This window comes from Stenotrophomonas sp. 01N47 (genome assembly GCF_056399165.1).
This window is the reverse complement of sequence record NZ_JBFTQU010000006.1, coordinates 199,676-219,294: the sequence shown is the minus strand read 5'-3', so window position 1 is coordinate 219,294 and position 19,619 is coordinate 199,676. Positions and strand designations below refer to the sequence as shown.

Below are 19,619 nucleotides of genomic sequence, written 5' to 3'. Positions count from 1 at the left end.
GTCAGCCTGCCGCCACCGCGCGCTTGGCCGCCGCCACGATCCGCTCCACGCTCGGCAGATACTTCATCTCCAGGCGGAACAGCGGAATGTGGGTGTCGTAACCGGTGACGCGCTCGACCGGAGCCAGCAGGTCGTAGATCGATTCCTCGGCCAGGCGTGCGGCGATTTCCGCGCCGAAGCCCGCGGTCTTCGGGGCCTCCTGCACGATCACGCAGCGGCCGGTCTTGGCCACCGACTCGGCGATGGTGGCAAAGTCCAGCGGACGCAGCGTGGCCACGTCGATGACTTCGGCACTGATGCCTTCGCCGGCCAGCTTGTCGGCCGCTTCCAGCGCTTCCTTCACCTGCGCACCCCAGGTCACCAGGGTCACGTCGGTGCCATCGCGCAGCACGAAGCACACGTCCAGCGGCAAGGCTTCGCCGTCGTTGACGACCACTTCCTTGTACTGGCGGTAGATGCGCTTGGGCTCCATGTAGATCACCGGATCCGGCTCGCGGATCGCGGCCAGCAGCAGGCCATAGGCGCGCTGCGGCGAGGATGGCAGCACCACGCGCAGGCCCGGTACGTTGGTGAAGATCGCTTCGTTGGCCTCGCTGTGGTGCTCCGGCGCACGGATGCCGCCACCCCACGGCACGCGCAGCACCATCGGGCAGTGCAGGCGGCCACGGGTGCGGTAACGCAGGCGCGCGGCGTGGCAGATGATGTGGTCGACCATCGGGTACATGAAGCCATCGAACTGGGCTTCGGCCACCGGCTTCATGCCCTGTGCGGCCAGGCCGATGGTGAGGCCGGCGATGGTGGTTTCATCCAACGGGGTGTCGAGGATGCGGTCGGCGCCGAAGCGCTGCTGCAGGCCGGCGGTGGCGCGGAACACGCCGCCGTTGACGCCCACGTCTTCGCCCAGCACCAGCACCGACTTGTCGTGCTCCAGCTCCCAGGCCAGCGCCTGGGTGATGGCTTCGATGAGGGTGATCGGGGTGTCGGTCATGTTCTGTTCTCCGCGCGCGACGGCAGCGCTGTCGGCGGCGTTGGTGTGCGCGCTGGACGCGCCGTTCTTGATCTCATCCATGGCGCTGCTCCAGGGCGATTGCCTGGGCGCGCTGGGCCAGCAGGTCCTGCGGCGGGTCGGCATAGAGGAAATCGAACATCGCCTCGACCGGCTGCACCGGCGTGTTGAGGTACAGGTTCACTTCCTCGTCCACGCGCTTGCCGCACTCGGCGGTCCAGGCAGCTTCTTCTTCCTCGCTCCAGACACCGGCGTTGGTCAGGTACTTGCGCAGGCGCAACATCGGCTCGCGCTGCCAGGCATCCTTCACTTCGGCGTCGTCGCGGTAGCGGCGCGCGTCATCGGCGGTGGTGTGGTCGGACAGGCGGTAGGTCATCAGTTCCAGCACGGTGCCGCCGTCGCCGGCCAGCGCACGCTCGCGCGCCTGCAGCATGGCGGCCATCACCGCGATCAGGTCGTTGCCGTCCACCTGCAGGCAGTGCAGGCCGCCGGCCAGGCCCTTCTGTGCCAGCGTCTCGGCACCGGTCTGGGCCGAACGCGGGACCGAGATGGCCCAGCCGTTGTTGACGATGCACAGGATCAGCGGCAGCTTGTAGGCACCGGCCGAATTCAAGGCCGCGTAGAAGTCGGTCTTGGAACTGCCACCGTCGCCGCATACGGCTACCGCGATCTGCGGTTCCTTGTTGAGCTTGAACTTCAGCGCAGCGCCTGCGGCGTGCAGGCACTGGGTGGAAATCGGCACGCAGAACGGGAAGTCCTTGGCGGCATTGCCGCCGTAGTCGTTGCCGCGCTCGTCGCCGCCCCAGTACATCAGCACGTCGTGCGGGCGCACGCCACGCATGAACATCGCGCCGTACTCGCGGTAGGACGGTGCGAACACGTCGTCCTTCTGCATCGAGGCGCCGATGCCCACATGCGCGGCTTCGTGGCCGAGGCAGGCCGCGTAGGTGCCCAGCTTGCCGGTGCGCTGCAGCGCGATCGACTTGCCGTCGAACACGCGCACGAACAGCATCTGCTTGAACATCGGCAGCAACGCGCGTGGGTCGCGCAGGGCTTCGGGCAGGTCATCGCGGACGAGCGTGCCGTCCGTGTCCAGATACTGCAGGTATTCGATCTTGAACTCAGCGGCAACCGTCATTGCGTACTGCACCTTCGACAGAGAAGTTACAAATGATATGAATCGCCATGTTAAGGAATGCGTACGAAAAAGCCGTCCTGCGGCGCAGCACGGCCCACCGGCCTTTGTACCCCCTTCCGGGCGCATGATGCCAATAACTTCAACGTATTCAGCCATTGCTGCAAAGCATCACAAACGACGCTGGGCTGAGCGCCAGTAGAACGGCGCAAACGGTTCCACGCGCAACCACCGTTCCACAGCCCTACCGCACGCCCCGTTACGGTCATCACGGCTGCCAGCGCGGCGGCAACGCGCTACCCTTGCCGCCCCCGATCTGGTCCCGCCCATGTCCGTCGACAACAACCAACGCGATCTCGAAGCCGGTATCCACACCGATCTGCAGGGGCGGCTGACCTACGGCGGCTACCTGCGGCTGGACCAGCTGCTCAGCGCGCAGCAGCCGCTGTCCAACCCGCCGCATCACGACGAGATGCTCTTCATCATCCAGCACCAGACCTCCGAGCTGTGGCTGAAGCTGCTGGGCCACGAGCTGGGTGCGGCGATCGGCTTCCTGCAGCGCGATGAGGTCTGGCAGTGCCGCAAGGTGCTGGCGCGCAGCAAGCAGGTGCTGCGCCAGCTGACCGAGCAGTGGTCGGTGCTGGAAACGCTCACCCCGTCCGAGTACATGGGCTTCCGCGACGTGCTGGGCCCGTCCTCGGGCTTCCAGTCGCTGCAGTACCGCTACATCGAGTTCCTGCTGGGCAACAAGAACGCGCAGATGCTGCAGGTGTTCGAGCACGACACGGCCGGGCAGGCGCAGCTGCGCACCGTGCTGGAGGCGCCGAGCCTGTACGAGGAATTCCTGAAGTACCTGGCCCGCTTCGGCCATGCCGTGCCGGCGGTGTACGAGGCGCACGACTGGACCCAGCCGCACGTGGCCGACGACAGCCTGCAGCCGGTCTTCGAACGCATCTACCAGGACACCGACCGCTACTGGCGCGAGTACGCGCTGTGCGAGGACCTGGTGGACCTGGAAACGGCTTTCCAGCTGTGGCGGTTCCGCCACATGCGCACAGTGATGCGGGTGATCGGCTTCAAGCGCGGCACCGGCGGCTCGTCCGGCGTGGGCTTCCTGGCCAAGGCGCTGGAACTGACCTTCTTCCCTGAATTGTTCCAGGTACGCACCACCCTGCAGGTCGCGCCCCCGCCGGATCTGGCCTGATCCCCATTCAGCTTGGCCGCCCGCGGCTGGCTGGATCGTTTCAGATGCAAGTTCAGCGAGCAGGCTGCGACCTGCCTCAAACGGCGTGTATTTGACGTGAACGCCAGAAGTCGGTGATCCTCGCGCGTTGCTTCACCGCACATCGGACGTGCCTCCATCCACCGAACCAGGAATTCCGCATGAGCGTAAACGCCACTGCGAACACCCCAGAGCCGGCGCTGCCGGACTTCAACACCACGATGGGCCACCCGCGCCCGTTGTGGATGCTGTTCATGACCGAGTTCTGGGAGCGCTTTGCGTTCTACGGCATCCGCTGGGCGTTGGTGCTGTACATCGTTGCCCAGTTCTACAACGGCAACGCCGCCGGTGAAGGCGACGCCAGCCGCATCTACGGCGCCTACCTGGCGCTGGTGTACGCCGCAGCGATCTTCGGCGGTTACGTGGCCGACCGCGTGCTGGGGTACCAGCGCTCGATCCTGACCGGCGCGATCATCATGGCCGTCGGCCTGTTCATGATCTCGCTGCCGCAGGAGCACATCTTCAAGCTCGGCCTGGCCACGATCATCGTCGGCAACGGTCTGTTCAAGCCCAACATCTCGACCATGGTCGGCAAGCTGTACGGCCTGAAGGACGAACGCCGCGACTCGGGCTTCACCATCTTCTACATGGGCATCAACATCGGCGCGATGATCGCTCCCGTGCTGACCGAGTACCTGGCCCGCAAGGTCTTCGGCACCTCGGAAATGCCGTCCTACAAGGTCGTGTTCATCGCTTCCGGCGTGGGCATGCTGATCTCGCTGGTGTGGTTCTACATCGGTCGTGCCGGCCTGAAGGGCATCGGCGCACCGCCGGCCGGTGCCGAAGGCTTCGGCCGCATCGTCATGGTGCTGGTCGGTTCGCTGTTCGCCATTCCGGTGGCCTACTTCCTGCTCGCCACCGGCGCCACCGCGCTGGCCTGGATCCTTGGCGTGATGTTCGCTGCCCTGGCCGTGCTGCTGCTGGTGGAAGGCATCCGCGAGGGCAAGGTGCAGCGCGACCGCGTGATCGCCATGCTGATCATCTTCGCCTTCAACGTCATGTTCTGGATGTTCTTTGAACAGGCCGGCAGCTCCTTCACCTTCCTGGCCGAGAACATCGTCAACCGCCAGCTGGGTGAGTGGACCTTCCCGACCGCGTGGTTCCAGTCGGTCAACTCGGTGGCGATCATCACCCTGGCGCCGATCATCGCCTGGATCTGGGTGGCCCTGGGCCGCGCCAATCCGTCCATCCCGCGCAAGTTCGGCCTCGGCCTGCTGTTCAACGGCGCGGCCTTCGCCCTGCTGATGTTCGCCCTGTCGACCATGGTCGTGGACGGCAAGATCCCGTTCTGGACCCTGTTCATGGTCTACGTCATCCAGTCCGTCGGTGAGCTGTGCCTGTCGCCGATCGGCCTGTCGATGGTGACCAAGCTGGCCCCGGTGCGCCTGGTCGGTTTCGGCATGGGTGGCTGGTTCCTGTCCACCGGCATCGGCAACAACCTGTCGGGCATCTTTGCCGGTGCGGTCAGCGGTGAAGGCGGCATGACGGTCGAATCGGCCCTGAAGGGGTATACCTTCGGGTTCTGGGCCTTGATCGGTTCGGGTGTGGTCCTGTTCCTGGTCGCGCCGCTGATCAACAAGCTGATGCATGGCGTGAAGTAATGAGAGGGTAGTGGGCATGCGTACAACGTTCGGTGGTGCAGTGGTGGCAGTGGTGTGTGCGGCGCTGATCGGCGCCTGTTCGCAGCCTCAACCTCCCGCGGCCCCCGAGCCCACGCAGCCCCTCGACACCCGCCCCACCGAGCCACCGGTCGCTGACCCCAGCGAACCGGTGGCCTCGGGGAACACCCCGGCGGCGGCCGACATCGCCGCCATTGCCGGGCTTGGCGCGCAGTTCGACCCCGCCCGCAATCCCGTTGCCGACCTGGAAACGGCCAAGGTCGAGGCCCAGCGCGGCAACAAGCGCATCATCCTGGAAGTGGGCAACGCCGCGTGCGAGCCCTGCCATGCGCTGGATGAAGCCGTGGAAGGCAATGGCGATCTGCGCCGCTTCCGTGATGCCCACTACGTGTGGGTGAAGGTCAACGACAGCGCCGAGAACCCGAACGCGGCGTTCCTCGGCCAGTTCCCGCCGCTCGAAGGCGAGCACCCGCACCTGCTGGTGATCGATGCCGACGGCACCCTGCTGGCGCCGCAGCCCAGCGAAGCGATGCGCAAGGGCAATGCCGTGCAGACCGCACGCGTGATGGCGTTCCTCAAGCAGTGGGCGCCTGACCGGTAGCGCTGGACAGTGCCCGGCGGCCCACGGTGCGCTGCCTGGCCATCCACGCGTGGCGTGGATCTACAGATCATTACCCTTCGGCCGTTAATGGCAAGGACCTCACTGCGCCACCCGGCGCGACCGGAGCGCCCATGCACAGCGACCACGCCGAACGCCTGCCCGAACCTTCCAGCCCGTTGGCCGAAGGAGAGGCACCCGATGGCGTGAGCCTGCCTGCGCAGGAAGCCCTGCTGGATGACGCCGGCACCGGCGAAGACACGCTGGAGTTGGCACCGCCGCGGCATCGGCTGCCGCAGATCGCCCTGCCCGACAACGTGGTGCTGAAGGGCGCGGTGCAGAAGCTTGTGGAACAGAAGGCGCGGCTGGATCGACTCGCCGCCGAGGGACAGCTGGCCGGCCTGCTGCCGCCGGAATGGCACGGCAACGGCGTGCGTGCGATCGACCTGTCCAGTTTCGTGCAGGGCGTGCTGCCGTTCCTGCAGCCCGCTGAGCGTGGTGAAACCGCACCAGCCCGCCTGCCGGTGCGCCATGTGCTGGGCGACGACAGTCGCTGGGGCCTGGCCGACGTGCCCGAACCGAAGTCACTGGCCTGGTACCTGGCCAGCGATGACCGCGCCAACGCGGGCAGCAAGGATGTCGCCGAGGCCTATCTGGTCGGCGCGCTTGGCCTGGCCTGGATGCAGGAAGGGCGTAGCCGTCCCGGCTTCCTGCGTGCGATGGAACAGGACAGTCTGGCGGCCCGGGTGACCATGCTGGGCTACCCGCCGCCGAGCGAGCTGGCGTTGTACAGCGTGACCGCACACGGCCAGCCACAGATCTGGTGTGTGCATGGCCGGCGCAGGCTGCGTCCACTGGTAGCGCCTTGGTTGAGCGTGCCGCTGCTGACCGCCTATGGCGTGCCAGCACCGGTGGCGTGGCCGGGCAGCTTCCCGCCCGTCGAGGCCGTGGCCGAGGCGATTGCCGCCGCGCGTCCGGGCAAGCTGTTGCCGGAAGTGGATCTGGGCAGAGTGGTAGCGAAGATCGCCGAAGATGCCTCGTCCGAAGCGTGGCAGCCGGTCAGCCTGCTGCAGCTCAACACCTGGTCGCCGCGCTGGCCGTTCTTCCTGGGCACCTTCGTCGGCCTGCCGTCGCTGCTGCTGGTCACTGCTGCACTGGCGTTGCCCGGGGCGGTCGAAGCGGCCACTGTTGCCGCCTCGCTGGGCTTTGCCGGTGGCGCCATCGGCGCGCTTGCGGTGCCGTGGATCCATGCGCGGCGCAAGCATCTGAGCTGATCGAGTGGGTCATCCACGCATGGCGCGGATCTACTGACCAGATGCGTGCGGGCTTCGAGTAGATCCACGCTATGCGTGGATGCTCTTCCATCCAGCACTCAGGGCTCGGCAATCACCCGCAGCGCACTGGCATAGCCCTTGGCGAGACTGGTCAGGTCAAGCAGCCGGTTCAACGACAGCAGCAGCCCCGGCTGGCAGGCCTTGAGACGCTGATGTTCGAACCACGCCTGGGTGATGGCTTCCAGTGTGGCCAACGCCTCATCGATGCGCTGCAGGTCGGCTTCGCGGTCGATGGGCTCGGTAGTGGGGGGACTGGGGCGTGTCATGGCGAAGCTCCGTGGCGAAGCCGCCGGGAAGGCGGCAGGCGATGCGTGGTTGAAAGACCGCTCAAACGCGAAAACGGTGGGCACGAGGCCCCACGCACCGCCCGCCATAGGGCAGGCCCGGCTGCAGAATGCCGCCACCGCAAGATGGGCACCATTGGTGCAGCGTCGTTGCGCGTTTGAGTAACGGGCTTTCAACCCCGGCAGCGGTGCTCCGCTGTGTGCCTACCCTCAGGCCGATGGAACCGGCTGTCCAATAGGCAATGCCACTTGATGCGCGAATGGCGATACGCCAGCTCCGCCGATCAGGACTCTATCGGCCCCATTCCGAAATATCAGGCGGTAAACGCGACATGGCGAGTCGAACCCGGCCGAAAGACCGTTCGTCGGCGGGCAATGACCAACGCGCGCGTTGGGCGTCATCAATGGCCTGCGTCTGATCCCTCACCGCGCAGCCCGCGACATCATCCACATCCACGCCTGGCGTGGATCCATGTGTCGACCAAGGTCGACACCTACCAAGAGCGGCGGCGGGGGGGCGCCGCCCCGGGGTCAGACCCCTTCGCCCATCCGCTCCAGGCCATCGCCGGCCAGGCGCAGGATCAGCTTCTCCAGCATCTGCTCCTCTTCTTCGCTGAGCACCGACATCAGCTTGCGGGTGATCTCGATCACCATCGGCGCGATCGTCTCGTATACCTCGAACCCCGCCGCCGACAGCGCCAACACCGAACGGCGGCGGTCATCGCCATGCGTCTCACGCTTGATGAAACCGCGCTCCAGCAGGCGGGCCACCGCGCGGCTGACCGCCACCTTGTCCATCGCCGTGCGGTCGGAGACCTCGCTGGCCGACGACCCGGGGTACAGCGCCAGGATGGTGATCACCCGCCACTCCGGAATGGCCAGGCCATAGCGGTCGCCGTACAGCTTGGCGATGTTGCCGCTGACCCGGTTGGACAGCACGCTCAGCCGGTACGGCAGGAACTGTTCCAGGTCGAGCAGGACGTGGGAAGCACGCAGGCGGGTGGAAACGGGATCGGCGGGGCTCATGTTGCGGTGCACCTTGCTGGTGGTTTCAAGTGTAACTATAAGTATTGGGTCCGTACCCTGCATTCTCGCCGGGTCCAACCCCGCCCGCACCTGGTTTGTGCCGATGCGGCACCGATTCGGAGCCACGCCATGAATACCGCAGTCCCGTCCGCCTCGCATCCCAACCCCGGCATGCAGGTCACCACCTTCGAAAACCCGATGGGCATCGACGGCTTCGAGTTCGTCGAATTCGCCGCACCGGCCGGCCGTGGTGCCGAGCTGCACGAGTACTTCCGCAAGATGGGCTTCAGCGCGGTGCTCAAGCACAAGCAGCGTCCGATTACCGTCTATCGCCAGGGCGACGTCAACTTCCTGGTCAATGAAGACCCCGATTCGTTCGCCGCCGACTTCGCCGAAAAGCACGGCCCGTGCGCCTGCGGCTTCGCCATCCGCTTCAAGAAGCCGGGTGCGGAGGTCTACCAGACCGCGCTGGGCAACGGCGCTGAAGCCATCGCCTTCAAGCCGGAGAGCAAGGCGGTCAACGCCCCGGTCATCAAGGGCATCGGCGACTGCATGCTGTACCTGGTGGACCGCTACGGCGATGCCGGCAGCATCTTCGATGGCGACTACGAGCTGATCGCCGGCGCCGAGTTGCGCCCGAAGGGCTTCGGCCTGACCTTCATCGACCACCTGACCCACAACCTGTACTTCGGCAACATGCAGCAGTGGTCGGACTACTACGAGCGCCTGTTCAACTTCCGCGAGATCCGCTACTTCGACATCAAGGGCCTGAAGACCGGCCTGGTGTCCAAGGCGATGACCGCGCCGGATGGCATCGTGCGCATTCCGCTGAACGAATCGTCCGACCCGAAGAGCCAGATCAACGAGTATCTGGACGCGTACAAGGGCGAGGGCATCCAGCACATCGCCTGCTTCACCGAGAACATCTATGAAACGGTCGAAGCCATGCGTGCGCAGGGCGTGGATTTCCTCGACACGCCGGAGACCTACTTCGATGTGATCGACCAGCGCGTGCCGAACCACGGTGAGGATGTCGCCCGCCTGGCGAAGAACAAGATCCTGATCGACGCCGACCCGGAAACCCACCAGCGCAAGCTGCTGCAGATCTTCACCCAGAACTGCATCGGCCCGATCTTCTTCGAGATCATCCAGCGCAAGGGCAACGAAGGCTTCGGCGAAGGCAACTTCACCGCGCTGTTCGAGAGCATCGAACGCGACCAGATCCGCCGCGGCGTGCTGTAAGGTCTGCAGGCAATGCCGGCCACTGGCCGGCAAACCCTGTCCGAATGGTAGTGCCGGCCGCTGGCCGGCAACCTCTGGAGTTTCCATGTCTCCTTCCATCACCGCCCGCGGCTACCAGTCCGGTTTCGGCAACGAGTTCGCCAGCGAGGCCGTGCCCGGTGCGCTGCCCGTCGGCCAGAACTCGCCGCAGAAGGTGGCCCATGGCCTGTATGCCGAGCAGCTGACCGGTACCGCGTTCACCGCACCGCGCGGCAGCAATCGCCGCAGCTGGCTGTACCGGATCCGTCCGGCGGTTACCCACGGTGAGTTCACTCCCTTCGCGCAATCGCAGCTGCAGTGCGATTTCAGTGCACAGCCGGCTTCGCCGAACCAGCTGCGCTGGAGCCCGCTGCCGCTGCCGGAACTGCCCACCGATTTCGTCGAAGGCCTGTACACCATGGGCGGCAACGGTTCGCCCGACGCGCATGCCGGTGTCGGCATCCATCTGTACGCGGCCAACCGTGACATGGTCGGCCGCTACTTCTACGACGCCGACGGCGAACTGCTGATCGTGCCGCAGCTGGGCAGCCTGCGCCTGCTGACCGAGCTGGGCGTGATCGAGATCGAACCGCAGCAGATCGCGGTGATTCCGCGCGGCGTGCGCTTCCGCGTCGAACTGCCGGATGGCCCGAGCCGCGGCTACATCTGCGAGAACTTCGGCGCACTGCTGAAGCTGCCCGACCTGGGCCCGATCGGTTCCAACGGCCTGGCCAATCCGCGCGATTTCGAGACCCCGCATGCCGCGTTCGAAGACGTCGACGGCGATTTCGAACTGATTGCCAAGTTCGACGGCCGCCTGTGGCGTGCGCCGATCAATCATTCGCCGCTGGACGTGGTCGCCTGGCACGGCAACTACGCGCCGTACCGCTATGATCTGCGCCGCTTCAACACCATCGGCTCGATCAGCCACGACCACCCGGATCCGTCGATCTTCCTGGTGCTGCACTCGCCCAGCGACACCCCGGGCACCAGCAACATGGACTTTGCGATCTTCCCGCCGCGCTGGCTGGTGGCGCAGAACACGTTCCGCCCGCCGTGGTTCCACCGCAACATCGCCAGCGAGTTCATGGGCCTGGTGCATGGTGCCTACGACGCCAAGGCCGAAGGCTTCGTGCCGGGCGGTGCGTCGCTGCACAACTGCATGAGCGGCCACGGTCCGGATGCCCCGACCTTCGACAAGGCCTCCAATGCGGACCTGTCCAAGCCGGATGTGATCAAGGACACCATGGCCTTCATGTTCGAGACCCGTGGGGTGATCCGCCCGACCGCGCAGGCGCTGGCAGCAAGCCACCGGCAGGGCGATTACCAGCAGTGCTGGAACGGCCTGCGCAACAATTTCCGTTGATCGTCCGCATCCACGCATGGCGTGGATCTACTGCACCACGCACACGGATGGATCCGCGCCATGTGCGGGTGCGCTATCGCGCTTCCCAGTAGATCCACGCCATGCGTGGATGCTGTTCACCGGTTCAGGCAATGGCCGCGAACGCGCTGCAATGCTCCACCGGCAGCGCCTCCATCAGCCGCTGCCGCACGCGCTGGCAGTACCCTTCCGAGGTCAGCGCCGGCAGCACCTGCAGCGCCGATTGCATCACCCGCAGCACCTCGCCTTCGGCACGCGCCTGCTGCAGGTCGCGGAACAGCGCCGCTGCGTTGGGATGCCGCTGCATCTCCAGGATTCCCAGCACATAGATGCGCGCGGCTACCAGCGAGCGGCGGCGCTCGACCGGCGCCGCAGAAGCGGCAGTGACTGACGGCGCCAGCGGAGCCGGCATCGCAACCGGCGCAGGCGGCGTGGAGGCGGGTACGTCCGCAGCGGTCACCAGGTAGCCGCCCTGGATCATCTGGATCACCATCGCTGCCGCGTCCTGCCCAAGCAGTGCGGTCAGCTCGGCGATGCTGCGCTGGCCATCACACAGGATCAGCAGGCGTCGCTGGCGCATGTCCAGCGGTGCGCGGTGGGCCTGCAGCGCGGTTCGGGCGAGGTCGGTCTTGCGCGGTTGCATGGGGAGGACAGCCAAGTCGGTGCTCGCCCAGCCTGAATGAGGGCGATGAAACCGCGATGACAATGCAGCGCCTGCACGCCGGCTGCGGTAGCGTGCACCCACCCTGTGCCAAGGATCCGCACCGATGAAGCATCTCCCGATGGCCGGCCTGCTGCTGTTGTCGTTGGCCGCCTGCAACCGTAGTCCCGACACCGCCGCACCGGCAGCGCCGCCCGCCGCCACCGCACCGGCGAAGGATGCCTCCGTCCCCGCCGACGCCGATCTGGCCACCGCTTCGCCGGTGGATCCGCGCAGCGACAGCCCGGCACGCCTGGAGGGCTTCGGCGGCGCCACGCTGGGCGCGGGCATCGCCGAGGTCCGCAGTGGCTTCGGCACCCCCTTGCAGGGTCTGAGTACCGATGCCGCTGGCAAGCCGCTGCCTGCCGACGATGCCAATGAAGGCTGCTACTTCCTGCGCCCGCAGGGGGCCGAAGACCCGCGTCTGATGTTCGAGGCGCGCAAGCTGGTCCGCTACGACGTTCGCAGCCAGGCGATCGTCGCGCCCGGCGGCGGCCGGGTCGGCATGACCCTGGGTGAGCTGCAGGTGCTCTATCCCGAGCGCGCCGACGTCGGCCCGGACAAGTACGACGACAAGGCCCAGCACCTGCGCGTGCGCCCGGCGCAGGAGGGAGCGGCGATCATCGACTTTGCCCTCGGCGCTGACGGCAAGGTCGGCGCCTGGCGGGTCGGCAGGACCCCGCAGGTGGACTACGCCGAAGGCTGCGGCTGATCGGCCATCCTCGGCTCACCCGCCGCGGGTGGGCCGAGCGTAGAATCGCGCCACGACCGCTGGGGAGCGCCCGATGATCGCTATTGCCATTGCCTGGTTCCTGCTCGGCCTGCTGTTGCTGGCCCTGGGTGGGGACTCCATCGTCAAAGCCGTGTCCGGCCTGGCGCAGCGTTTCGGCGCCAGTGCATTCACCGCAGGCCTGCTGTTGCTGGGCATCACCACCTCGCTGCCGGAGCTGGCGGTCAACGCCCGCGCGCTGGTGGTGGGCCAGCCGGAGCTGGCCTTGGGCAATGCTGTCGGCAGCAGCGTGGTCAACCTCGGCCTGACCCTGGCGGTGGCCGCGATGGTGGCGCCGTTGCTGCTGCGCGCGCGCCTGCAGGCCGTGCTGTGGTGGGGGCTGCTGGCGGCGGGCCTGCTGCTGATCGTGTTCGGATTGGATGGCCGCCTGCTGCGCTGGGAGGCCGGCGTGCTGGTGGCAGGGTTCGTGGTGGTGCAGTTCCTGCTGTTGCGACGCGGGCGCCATGAGGGCGCCGAGGTTCAGGCGATCATCGCCGAGTCGGCCCTGAGCCGCACCAGCCTGCCGTTGAACGTGCTGCGCCTGCTGGTTGCCGCGCTCGCGTTGTACTGGGGCGCTCGCCTGGTGGTCGGTGCCGCCGCTGATTTCGGCGCCGCGCTGGGCTGGACGCCGCTGCTGGTGGGTCTGCTGCCGGTGGCGATCGGCACTGCGTTGCCGGAGGTGGCGGCCGCGGTCGCGGCTGCACGCCGTGGTCACGGCGACATGGTGCTGGGCCACGTGCTCGGCTCCAGCGTGGTCAACCTGATGCTGGTGATCGGTGCGATGGGGCTGCTGCAGCCGCTGGCATTGCCGGCCTCGTTCGTGCGCCTGGAACTGCCGGCGCTGCTGGCCTTCGCACTGGTGCTGTACCCGATGTTGCGCGGCGACCTGCGCATCAGCCGCATCGAAGGTGCGGTACTGCTGGGCGCGTTCGTGGCCTGGCTGGGGCTGGAAATCGCGCTGGTCACACCGGTCTGAGGTAGTGCCGGCCGCTGGCCGGCAACCTCGGCGAACTCGCAGCCAGGCATGGCCTGGCTCTACTGGCGGTTATCCGGGGTCGTGCCGACCAACGGTCGGCACCCACCGTCAACGCGCGGTGGTTTCCTCTTCCCGCTCCGGTTCCGGCGGCGGCAGCTGCTCGTCTTCGGCACGCTCGTTGCCCGGCAGGCTGGGGCGCGTTTCCATCAGCAGCGACAGTGCGGCCTTGGCCATCAGGTGCGCGCTGATCGGTGCGGTGATGAACAGGAACACGGTGATCAGCAGCTCGCGCGGCTGCGGGTCCTGGCCCAGGAAGATGTGGTAGCACACCGAGCACACGAGCACGCAGCCCACGCCCAGCGTGCTGGCCTTGGTCGGTGCGTGCAGGCGCTTGAAGAAGGTGGACAGCTTCACCAGGCCCAGTGCGCCGACCAGGATGAAGAAGCAGCCGAACAGCAGCAGGATCGACAGCGCGATCTGGATGAAGGTGATCATTCGACGATGTCCCGGCGCAGCACGAACTTGCTCAGCACCACGGTGCTGCCGAAGCCGAGCATGGCGATGATCAGTGCCGCCTCGAAGTAGATCGCCGAATTGAGGTACATGCCGAACAGCATCAGCTCGGCGATGGCGGTCACCGACAGCGTATCCAGTGCAAGGATGCGGTCGGGCACGGTCGGTCCGCGCAGCAGGCGCCAGGTGGCCAGCAGCATGGCCAGGCCGACCACGTGCATGCACACCACCAGGGTGGTCTGGATGATCTGGAATCCAGTCATGGGAAGATCTCCATCAACGGGGCTTCATAACGGCGCTTGATCGTGTCGATCAGCTCCTGCGGGTCTTCCAGGTGCAGCACGTGCACCAGCAGGAATTTCCGGTCGTCGCTGAGTGCGGCCGACACCGTGCCGGGGGTCAGGGTGATCATGCTGGTCAGCGCGGCGATGCCGTGGATGTTGGCGATGTCCAGCGGCAGCCAGATGAAACCGGGGCGGATGTTCTTTTCCGGGCCCAGCACCTGGATGGCCACGCGGATGTTGGACATCAGGATGTCCCACAGGGTCACGAACAGCAGCTTCGGCAGCGGCCGCAGAGTGCCGATGCGGGCGAACTCGCGGTCCAGACGCGCAGCGAACAGCGGAATCACCACCCCCAGCAGCACGCCCAGCAGGAACTGGCCGAGCGTGAAGCTGTCGGACATCAACAGCCAGAACACCACCACCATCACGCTCAGCGCGGGCGAAGGCAGCAGGCGGCGGATCGGGGAACGCTTGGCGGTCATGGCTGGCGGATCTCCGGCGTGGTCGCGCGCAACTGCTGCACGTAGTCGCCCGGCTGCAGCAGCTGGGTGGCGATGGCGTCGGTGTGCTGCATCAGCGGGGCAGCGAACAATGTCATGCCGATGCCGTACGCCAGCAGGATGCAGGCGGCAAACAGCTCCACACGACGCAGCGGCGCCTTGCGCGGTGGTGGTGCATCGGGATCGGGCATCGGCACGCGCCAGAACAGGCGGATGCCGCCGCGGGTCAGGCCCATGATGACCAGCAGGCTGCTGACCAGCACTGCGGTCCACACCGCACCGGTGTACTGGGCTGGCATGCCGGCCAACAGCGCGGCCTTTGCCAGGAAGCCGGACAGCGGCGGCAGGCCGGCCACCGACACCGCCGCAATCAGGAACAGCACGGCAGGGGTCTCCTTGCCGGGCATCGGTGCGATCACTTCCTTGCGGTCGCTGGCGCCGCCACGGCGGCGTCGGATCAGGTCGGCGACCAGGAACAGTGCGGCGGCGACGAAGCTGCTGTGCGGCAGGTAGTACAGGCCGGCCGACAGCACCTCAGGCGTGCCCACCGAGAAGGCGATGAACAACGTGGCCGCCGAGACGATCACCAGATACGAAATCAGCACGCGCAGGCGCGCGGCGGCCAATGCTCCCAGGCCGCCCAGCACCAGCGTCGCTACGCCGGCCCACAGCAGCCAGTCGCGGCCGTAGCCGGCCATCGCCCCCGCATCCTCGCCGAACCACAGCATCTGGATGCGCAGCACGGCATACAGGCCCACCTTGGTCATGATCGCAAACAGCGCCGCCACCGCAGCCGGTGCACGCGCATACGATTCGGGCAGCCACAGGTACAGCGGCATCAACGCGGCCTTGGCACAGAACACCAGCAGCAACAGGCCCATGGTCGCCTTCACCAGGGTCAGCTGCGCAGGCGGCACTTCGGCGATGCGCTGTGACAGCTCGGCCATGTTCAATGAACCCAGCGAGGCGTACAGCAGGCCCAGTGCGATCAGGAACAGGGTCGAGGCGGTGACGTTGAACACCACGTAGTGCAGGCCGATGCGCATGCGCAGGCCACGGCCGCCACTGAGCAGCAGGCCGTAAGAGGCGATCAGCATCACCTCGAAGAACACGAACAGGTTGAAGATGTCGCCGGTCAGGAAGGCGCCATTGAGGCCGACCAGCTGGAACTGGAACAGCGCATGGAAGTGCGGTGCGCGCCGGTCCCAACCCGAACACGCATGCAGCAGGCAGGGGATGGCCAGCAGCAGGGTGGTCAGCAGCATCCACGCCGACAGCCGGTCGGCCACCAGTGCGATGCCCAGGCGTGACGGCCAGTCACCCAGCAGGTACACGCGGATGTCGCCGCCTGCGGTGTCGGCGAACAACAGGCCGACCACCACCGCCAGCGCGCCCAGCGCGGTCCACGCCACGGCGCGCTGCACCTTCGGCCCATAGCGGCGGTGTTCGACGAACAGCGACAGCGCAGCGCCGAGCAGCGGTACCAGGATCGGCAGGATCACCAGATGATTCATGCGCGGTCCTCGCCCCGGCGCGGCGGTGCATCGTCGTCCGGCTCGTGCGCGTCCACGTGGTCACTGTGGTTGTCGCTGCGGCTGCGCATGGCCAGCACGATGCTGACGGCGGTCATCGCAAAGGCAATGACGATGGCGGTCAGCACCAGCGCCTGTGGCAGCGGATCGGTGTAGTTGCCCAGGTGGCTCTCCACGCCTTCCTGCAGCACCGGCGCCTTGCCCTGCACCACGCGGCCACCGGCGAAGATCAGCAGGTTGGTGGCGTAGGACAGGAAGGTCATGCCGAGGATCACATCGAAGCTGCGCGCGCGCAGCAGCAGGTAGATGCCGATGGCGGTCAGCACGCCGATCGCAGAGGCCAGGGCCAGTTCCATCAGTGCATCTCCCCCGTTCGTGCCGAGCGGCGTTGCAGGTCGATCTCGCCCTTGCGCGCGGTGCGCGTCCGCGAGGGTTTGACGGTGGCCATCATCGACAGCATCAGCATCGCGCCACCGAACACCACCAGGTACACGCCGATATCAAAACCAATCGCGCTGGCCAGCGGTACATCGCCGATCAACGGCAGGTGCAGGTCCAGGTGGCCGCTGGTCAGGAACGGCACGCCGAACAGCATCGACGCGGCGCCACTGAGGATGGCGATCAGCAGGCCGGTACCGATGCAGCGTATGTAGTCGAAGCCGAAGCGTGACTCCACCGAGGCGGTGCCCTGGATCACGTACTGGATCAGCAGCGGCACCGCCAGCACCAGGCCGGCGATGAAGCCGCCGCCCGGCGCGTTGTGGCCGCGCAGGAACAGGAAGATGGAGACCGTCAGGGTCAGCGGGAACATGATCTGGGCCAGATCGGCCGGCACCGGCAGCTTGATCGGCGGACCGGGCATGATCTGCTCCGGCGCCATCCGCGTGCGACGCAGCAGCGCATGCACGACCAGTGCGGCAATGCCGAACACGGTGATCTCGCCGAAGGTATCGAAGCCGCGGAAGTCGACCAGGATCACGTTGACCACGTTCTGGCCGTATGCTTCGGGCAGGGCGCGGGCAAGCAGCTCGCCGGCCATGGTGTTCGGCGGCAGGGTCATCGCGCTGTAGGCCAGCGCGCCCAGGCCGGCACCGGCCACGATCGCGATCAGCGCATCACGGCGCTTGCGCCAGCGCGGCCGCTCCGGACCGGACTGTGCCGGCAGGTAGTTCATGCCCAGCAGCATCAGCACCAGGGTCACCATCTCCACCAGCAGCTGGGTCAGCGCCAGGTCCGGTGCGGACAGGAACACGAAGGTCAGCGCCACCATCAGGCCGACGCCGCCGACCAGCAGCACGGCCAGCAGGCGCTGCTTGTACATGCGCAGGGTCGCCACCGCGCAGGACATCATCACCAGCCACAACGCCCAGCCCAGCAGCGGTATCGGCTGCGGTCTGGTCCATTCCGGCGAGGCCGGGTTGGCGATGTAGGGCGCGGCGGCGACCACGATAGCCACCAGCACCAGGCCCAGCAGCATGCGCTGCAGGCTGCCGTTGGCGATGCCGGCGGTCAACCGCTGCGCACTGGCCGACAGCAGGTCCAGCTGGTGGTGAAAGACGTTGCGTCCCGGCGTGGTGTTGGTTACCGCGTGCAGATCGATCAGCTTGCGCAGGCCGAAGTAGAGGGCCACGCCACCGACCACGCCAGCGGCGCTCATCGCCAGCGGCAGGTTGAAGCCATGCCAGATCGACAGGTTGTACTCGGGCATCGCGCTGCCGAGGATCGAGGCGGCTGCCGCGTGCAATACCGGGGCCACGGTCACGGCCGGGGCGATACCCACCGCCACGCAGATCACCACCAGGATTTCCACCGGTACCTTCATCCAGCGCGGCGGCTCGTGCGGCACGCGATCCAGGCCATGCGGGCCCTTGCCGAAGAACGTGTCGTGCACGAAGCGCAGGCTGTAGGCCACGCCGAACACACCGGCCAGCAGCGCGGCGATCGACACCGCCGTGCGCATGGTGTCGGTGCCGCCCGCCGAGAGCGCTTCGGCGAACAGCATTTCCTTGGACAGGAAGCCATTGAGCAGCGGGATGCCGGCCATCGCCAGCGAGGCGATGATCGCCAGCGCGCTGGTGAACGGCATCAGCCTGCGCAGGCCACCCAGCTTGCGCATGTCACGGGTGCCGGTCTCGTGGTCGATGATGCCGGCGGCCATGAACAGCGAGGCCTTGAAGGTGGCGTGGTTGATGATGTGGAACACGCCGGCGACAACCGCCATCGGCGTGGACAGGCCGAACAGCAGGGTGATCAGGCCCAGGTGCGAGATCGTCGAATAGGCCAGCAGGCCCTTCAGGTCATGCTGGAAGATCGCGTTCCAGGCACCGATCAGCAGGGTGATCGCACCGATGCCGCTGACCGTGTAGAAGAACAGATCGCTGCCGGCCAATGCCGGGTGCAGGCGCGCCAGCAGGAACACACCGGCCTTCACCATGGTGGCCGAGTGCAGGTAGGCCGACACCGGGGTAGGCGCGGCCATCGCGTGCGGCAGCCAGAAGTGGAACGGGAACTGCGCGCTCTTGGTGAAGATGCCCGCCAGCACCAGGAACAGGGCATAGGGGTACAGCGCGCTGGCGCGGATCTGCTCGCCGGCGGCCAGCACCACGTCCAGGTCGAAGCTGCCGACGATGCGGCCGATCAGCAGCACGCCGGCCAGCAGCGCCAGGCCGCCGCCACCGGTGATCACCAGCGCCATCCGCGCGCCCTCGCGCGCGTCCTGGCGGTGCGACCAGAAACCGATCAGCAGGAACGAGCTGATGCTGGTCATTTCCCAGAAGACCATCAGCAGCAACAGGTTGCCCGACAGCACCATGCCCAGCATGGCGCCCATGAACAGCAACAGGTAGGTATAGAAGCGGTGCGCGTTGTCCTGGCTGCTGAGGTAATAGCGCGCATACAGCACCACCAGCGCGCCGATACCCAGCACCAGCCCCGCGAACATCCAGGCCAGGCCATCCAGGCGCAGGGTGAAGTCCAGGCCGATCTGCGGCAGCCACGGCACCATCGTGCGCACCACCTGGCCATCGAGCACCGATGGGGTCAGCCAGGCGAGGATCGCCAGCCCGCCCAACGGCGCCAGCGCCGCCAGCCAGGCAGCAGTCGAGCGCGAACTACGGGGGAAGGCTGCGACAGCCACTGCCATCAGGAACGGCAGGGCCAGCAGCAGGGGCAGGCTGGGGAGCATGCAGGGAATCCATGATTCACGAGCAGGTCAGGGAGCATAACAGGCTGCCAAATGTCGCCGAAACCCATTGAACAGCGATCAATTGCATGTAACGTGCGCTGATTCATTTTTTCTGCGGTGCAGCATGCCGCGCGGATGACCCATCAGGACCCGGTTGGCAGGTCCACCCTACGCCCACGCAGGGACAGCGCAGCCCCTGTCGCACAGGGACCGCCGCCGCCGGGCGGGACAAG

The 19,619-nt window shown here is 66.8% G+C and carries 19 protein-coding genes; 8 read left to right on the top strand and 11 right to left on the bottom strand.

Annotated features, from left to right (window positions below; genetic code table 11):
- Nucleotide 1: 1 nt before the first annotated feature.
- On the bottom strand, nucleotides 2–1,069 hold the full coding sequence (locus AC1DKR_RS14545; RefSeq protein ID WP_025874584.1) for an alpha-ketoacid dehydrogenase subunit beta: 1,068 nt from the start codon (nucleotides 1,067–1,069) through the stop codon (nucleotides 2–4).
- Nucleotides 1,062–2,144, bottom strand: a complete 1,083-nt coding sequence (pdhA, locus tag AC1DKR_RS14540; protein WP_032976633.1) for a pyruvate dehydrogenase (acetyl-transferring) E1 component subunit alpha — start codon at nucleotides 2,142–2,144, stop codon at nucleotides 1,062–1,064. Before pdhA ends, AC1DKR_RS14545 begins: the two co-directional genes overlap by 8 nt.
- Before the next feature lie 325 nt (nucleotides 2,145–2,469).
- Here pdhA and AC1DKR_RS14535 point away from each other — a divergent pair, with 325 nt between their 5' ends.
- From AC1DKR_RS14535 to AC1DKR_RS14520, 4 genes are all read left to right on the top strand, one after another.
- Nucleotides 2,470–3,345, top strand: coding sequence for a tryptophan 2,3-dioxygenase (locus AC1DKR_RS14535; RefSeq protein WP_140225246.1), 876 nt, complete (start codon nucleotides 2,470–2,472; stop codon nucleotides 3,343–3,345).
- A gap of 179 nt (nucleotides 3,346–3,524) precedes the next feature.
- Nucleotides 3,525–5,024 carry a peptide MFS transporter gene (locus AC1DKR_RS14530; protein ID WP_025874587.1) on the top strand — a complete coding sequence of 500 codons (1,500 nt, stop codon included), beginning with the start codon at nucleotides 3,525–3,527 and terminating at the stop codon, nucleotides 5,022–5,024.
- A gap of 16 nt (nucleotides 5,025–5,040) precedes the next feature.
- Nucleotides 5,041–5,643, top strand: a complete 603-nt coding sequence (locus tag AC1DKR_RS14525; RefSeq protein WP_033832411.1) for a thioredoxin family protein — start codon at nucleotides 5,041–5,043, stop codon at nucleotides 5,641–5,643.
- A 131-nt stretch (nucleotides 5,644–5,774) separates the two neighbouring features.
- Complete coding sequence (locus AC1DKR_RS14520) at nucleotides 5,775–6,914, top strand: hypothetical protein (protein ID WP_478033316.1); 1,140 nt, start codon at nucleotides 5,775–5,777, stop codon at nucleotides 6,912–6,914.
- Between the two features lie 98 nt (nucleotides 6,915–7,012).
- Here AC1DKR_RS14520 and AC1DKR_RS14515 read toward each other — a convergent pair whose 3' ends face one another.
- Both AC1DKR_RS14515 and AC1DKR_RS14510 read right to left on the bottom strand, forming a co-directional pair.
- The gene (locus AC1DKR_RS14515; RefSeq protein WP_312108293.1) at nucleotides 7,013–7,240 is read right to left on the bottom strand and encodes a hypothetical protein; all 228 of its coding nucleotides are present in this window, start codon (nucleotides 7,238–7,240) and stop codon (nucleotides 7,013–7,015) included.
- Between the two features lie 549 nt (nucleotides 7,241–7,789).
- Nucleotides 7,790–8,284, bottom strand: a complete 495-nt coding sequence (locus AC1DKR_RS14510) for a MarR family winged helix-turn-helix transcriptional regulator (protein WP_223496937.1) — start codon at nucleotides 8,282–8,284, stop codon at nucleotides 7,790–7,792.
- Nucleotides 8,285–8,413: 129 nt separating this feature from the next.
- On the opposite strand from AC1DKR_RS14510, the gene hppD reads away from it, so the two are divergent.
- A complete protein-coding gene (gene hppD / locus AC1DKR_RS14505) occupies nucleotides 8,414–9,526 on the top strand; it encodes a 4-hydroxyphenylpyruvate dioxygenase (protein WP_170919610.1) in 1,113 nt (370 codons plus the stop codon).
- 85 nt (nucleotides 9,527–9,611) lie between these two features.
- Nucleotides 9,612–10,910 carry a homogentisate 1,2-dioxygenase gene (gene hmgA / locus AC1DKR_RS14500; RefSeq protein ID WP_032976636.1) on the top strand — a complete coding sequence of 433 codons (1,299 nt, stop codon included), beginning with the start codon at nucleotides 9,612–9,614 and terminating at the stop codon, nucleotides 10,908–10,910.
- Nucleotides 10,911–11,034: 124 nt separating this feature from the next.
- Here the strand turns inward: hmgA and AC1DKR_RS14495 are convergent, their stop codons facing one another.
- On the bottom strand, nucleotides 11,035–11,571 hold the full coding sequence (locus tag AC1DKR_RS14495; RefSeq protein ID WP_442244463.1) for a hypothetical protein: 537 nt from the start codon (nucleotides 11,569–11,571) through the stop codon (nucleotides 11,035–11,037).
- 124 nt (nucleotides 11,572–11,695) lie between these two features.
- Here AC1DKR_RS14495 and AC1DKR_RS14490 point away from each other — a divergent pair, with 124 nt between their 5' ends.
- Both AC1DKR_RS14490 and AC1DKR_RS14485 read left to right on the top strand, forming a co-directional pair.
- Nucleotides 11,696–12,340 carry a hypothetical protein gene (locus tag AC1DKR_RS14490; RefSeq protein ID WP_478033315.1) on the top strand — a complete coding sequence of 215 codons (645 nt, stop codon included), beginning with the start codon at nucleotides 11,696–11,698 and terminating at the stop codon, nucleotides 12,338–12,340.
- A gap of 73 nt (nucleotides 12,341–12,413) precedes the next feature.
- Nucleotides 12,414–13,373 (top strand): sodium:calcium antiporter, encoded by a 960-nt coding sequence (locus AC1DKR_RS14485; RefSeq protein ID WP_478033314.1) that lies wholly within the window; start codon nucleotides 12,414–12,416, stop codon nucleotides 13,371–13,373.
- 108 nt (nucleotides 13,374–13,481) lie between these two features.
- Here AC1DKR_RS14485 and AC1DKR_RS14480 read toward each other — a convergent pair whose 3' ends face one another.
- The 6 genes from AC1DKR_RS14480 to AC1DKR_RS14455 are packed head-to-tail and all read right to left on the bottom strand — an operon-like array spanning nucleotide 13,482 to nucleotide 19,386.
- Nucleotides 13,482–13,868, bottom strand: a complete 387-nt coding sequence (locus AC1DKR_RS14480) for a Na+/H+ antiporter subunit G (protein ID WP_025874597.1) — start codon at nucleotides 13,866–13,868, stop codon at nucleotides 13,482–13,484.
- Complete coding sequence (locus tag AC1DKR_RS14475; RefSeq protein ID WP_025874598.1) at nucleotides 13,865–14,149, bottom strand: K+/H+ antiporter subunit F; 285 nt, start codon at nucleotides 14,147–14,149, stop codon at nucleotides 13,865–13,867. The genes AC1DKR_RS14480 and AC1DKR_RS14475 overlap by 4 nt, the downstream gene beginning before the upstream one ends.
- Nucleotides 14,146–14,652 carry a Na+/H+ antiporter subunit E gene (locus AC1DKR_RS14470; protein ID WP_478033313.1) on the bottom strand — a complete coding sequence of 169 codons (507 nt, stop codon included), beginning with the start codon at nucleotides 14,650–14,652 and terminating at the stop codon, nucleotides 14,146–14,148. The genes AC1DKR_RS14475 and AC1DKR_RS14470 overlap by 4 nt, the downstream gene beginning before the upstream one ends.
- Nucleotides 14,649–16,184, bottom strand: a complete 1,536-nt coding sequence (locus AC1DKR_RS14465; RefSeq protein WP_394197530.1) for a monovalent cation/H+ antiporter subunit D — start codon at nucleotides 16,182–16,184, stop codon at nucleotides 14,649–14,651. Before AC1DKR_RS14465 ends, AC1DKR_RS14470 begins: the two co-directional genes overlap by 4 nt.
- Nucleotides 16,181–16,558, bottom strand: coding sequence for a Na+/H+ antiporter subunit C (locus AC1DKR_RS14460; protein WP_025874601.1), 378 nt, complete (start codon nucleotides 16,556–16,558; stop codon nucleotides 16,181–16,183). The genes AC1DKR_RS14465 and AC1DKR_RS14460 overlap by 4 nt, the downstream gene beginning before the upstream one ends.
- Nucleotides 16,558–19,386: a monovalent cation/H+ antiporter subunit A gene (locus AC1DKR_RS14455; RefSeq protein ID WP_442244464.1), complete on the bottom strand. Its 2,829-nt coding sequence runs from the start codon at nucleotides 19,384–19,386 to the stop codon at nucleotides 16,558–16,560. The genes AC1DKR_RS14460 and AC1DKR_RS14455 overlap by 1 nt, the downstream gene beginning before the upstream one ends.
- Nucleotides 19,387–19,619: the final 233 nt, after the last annotated feature.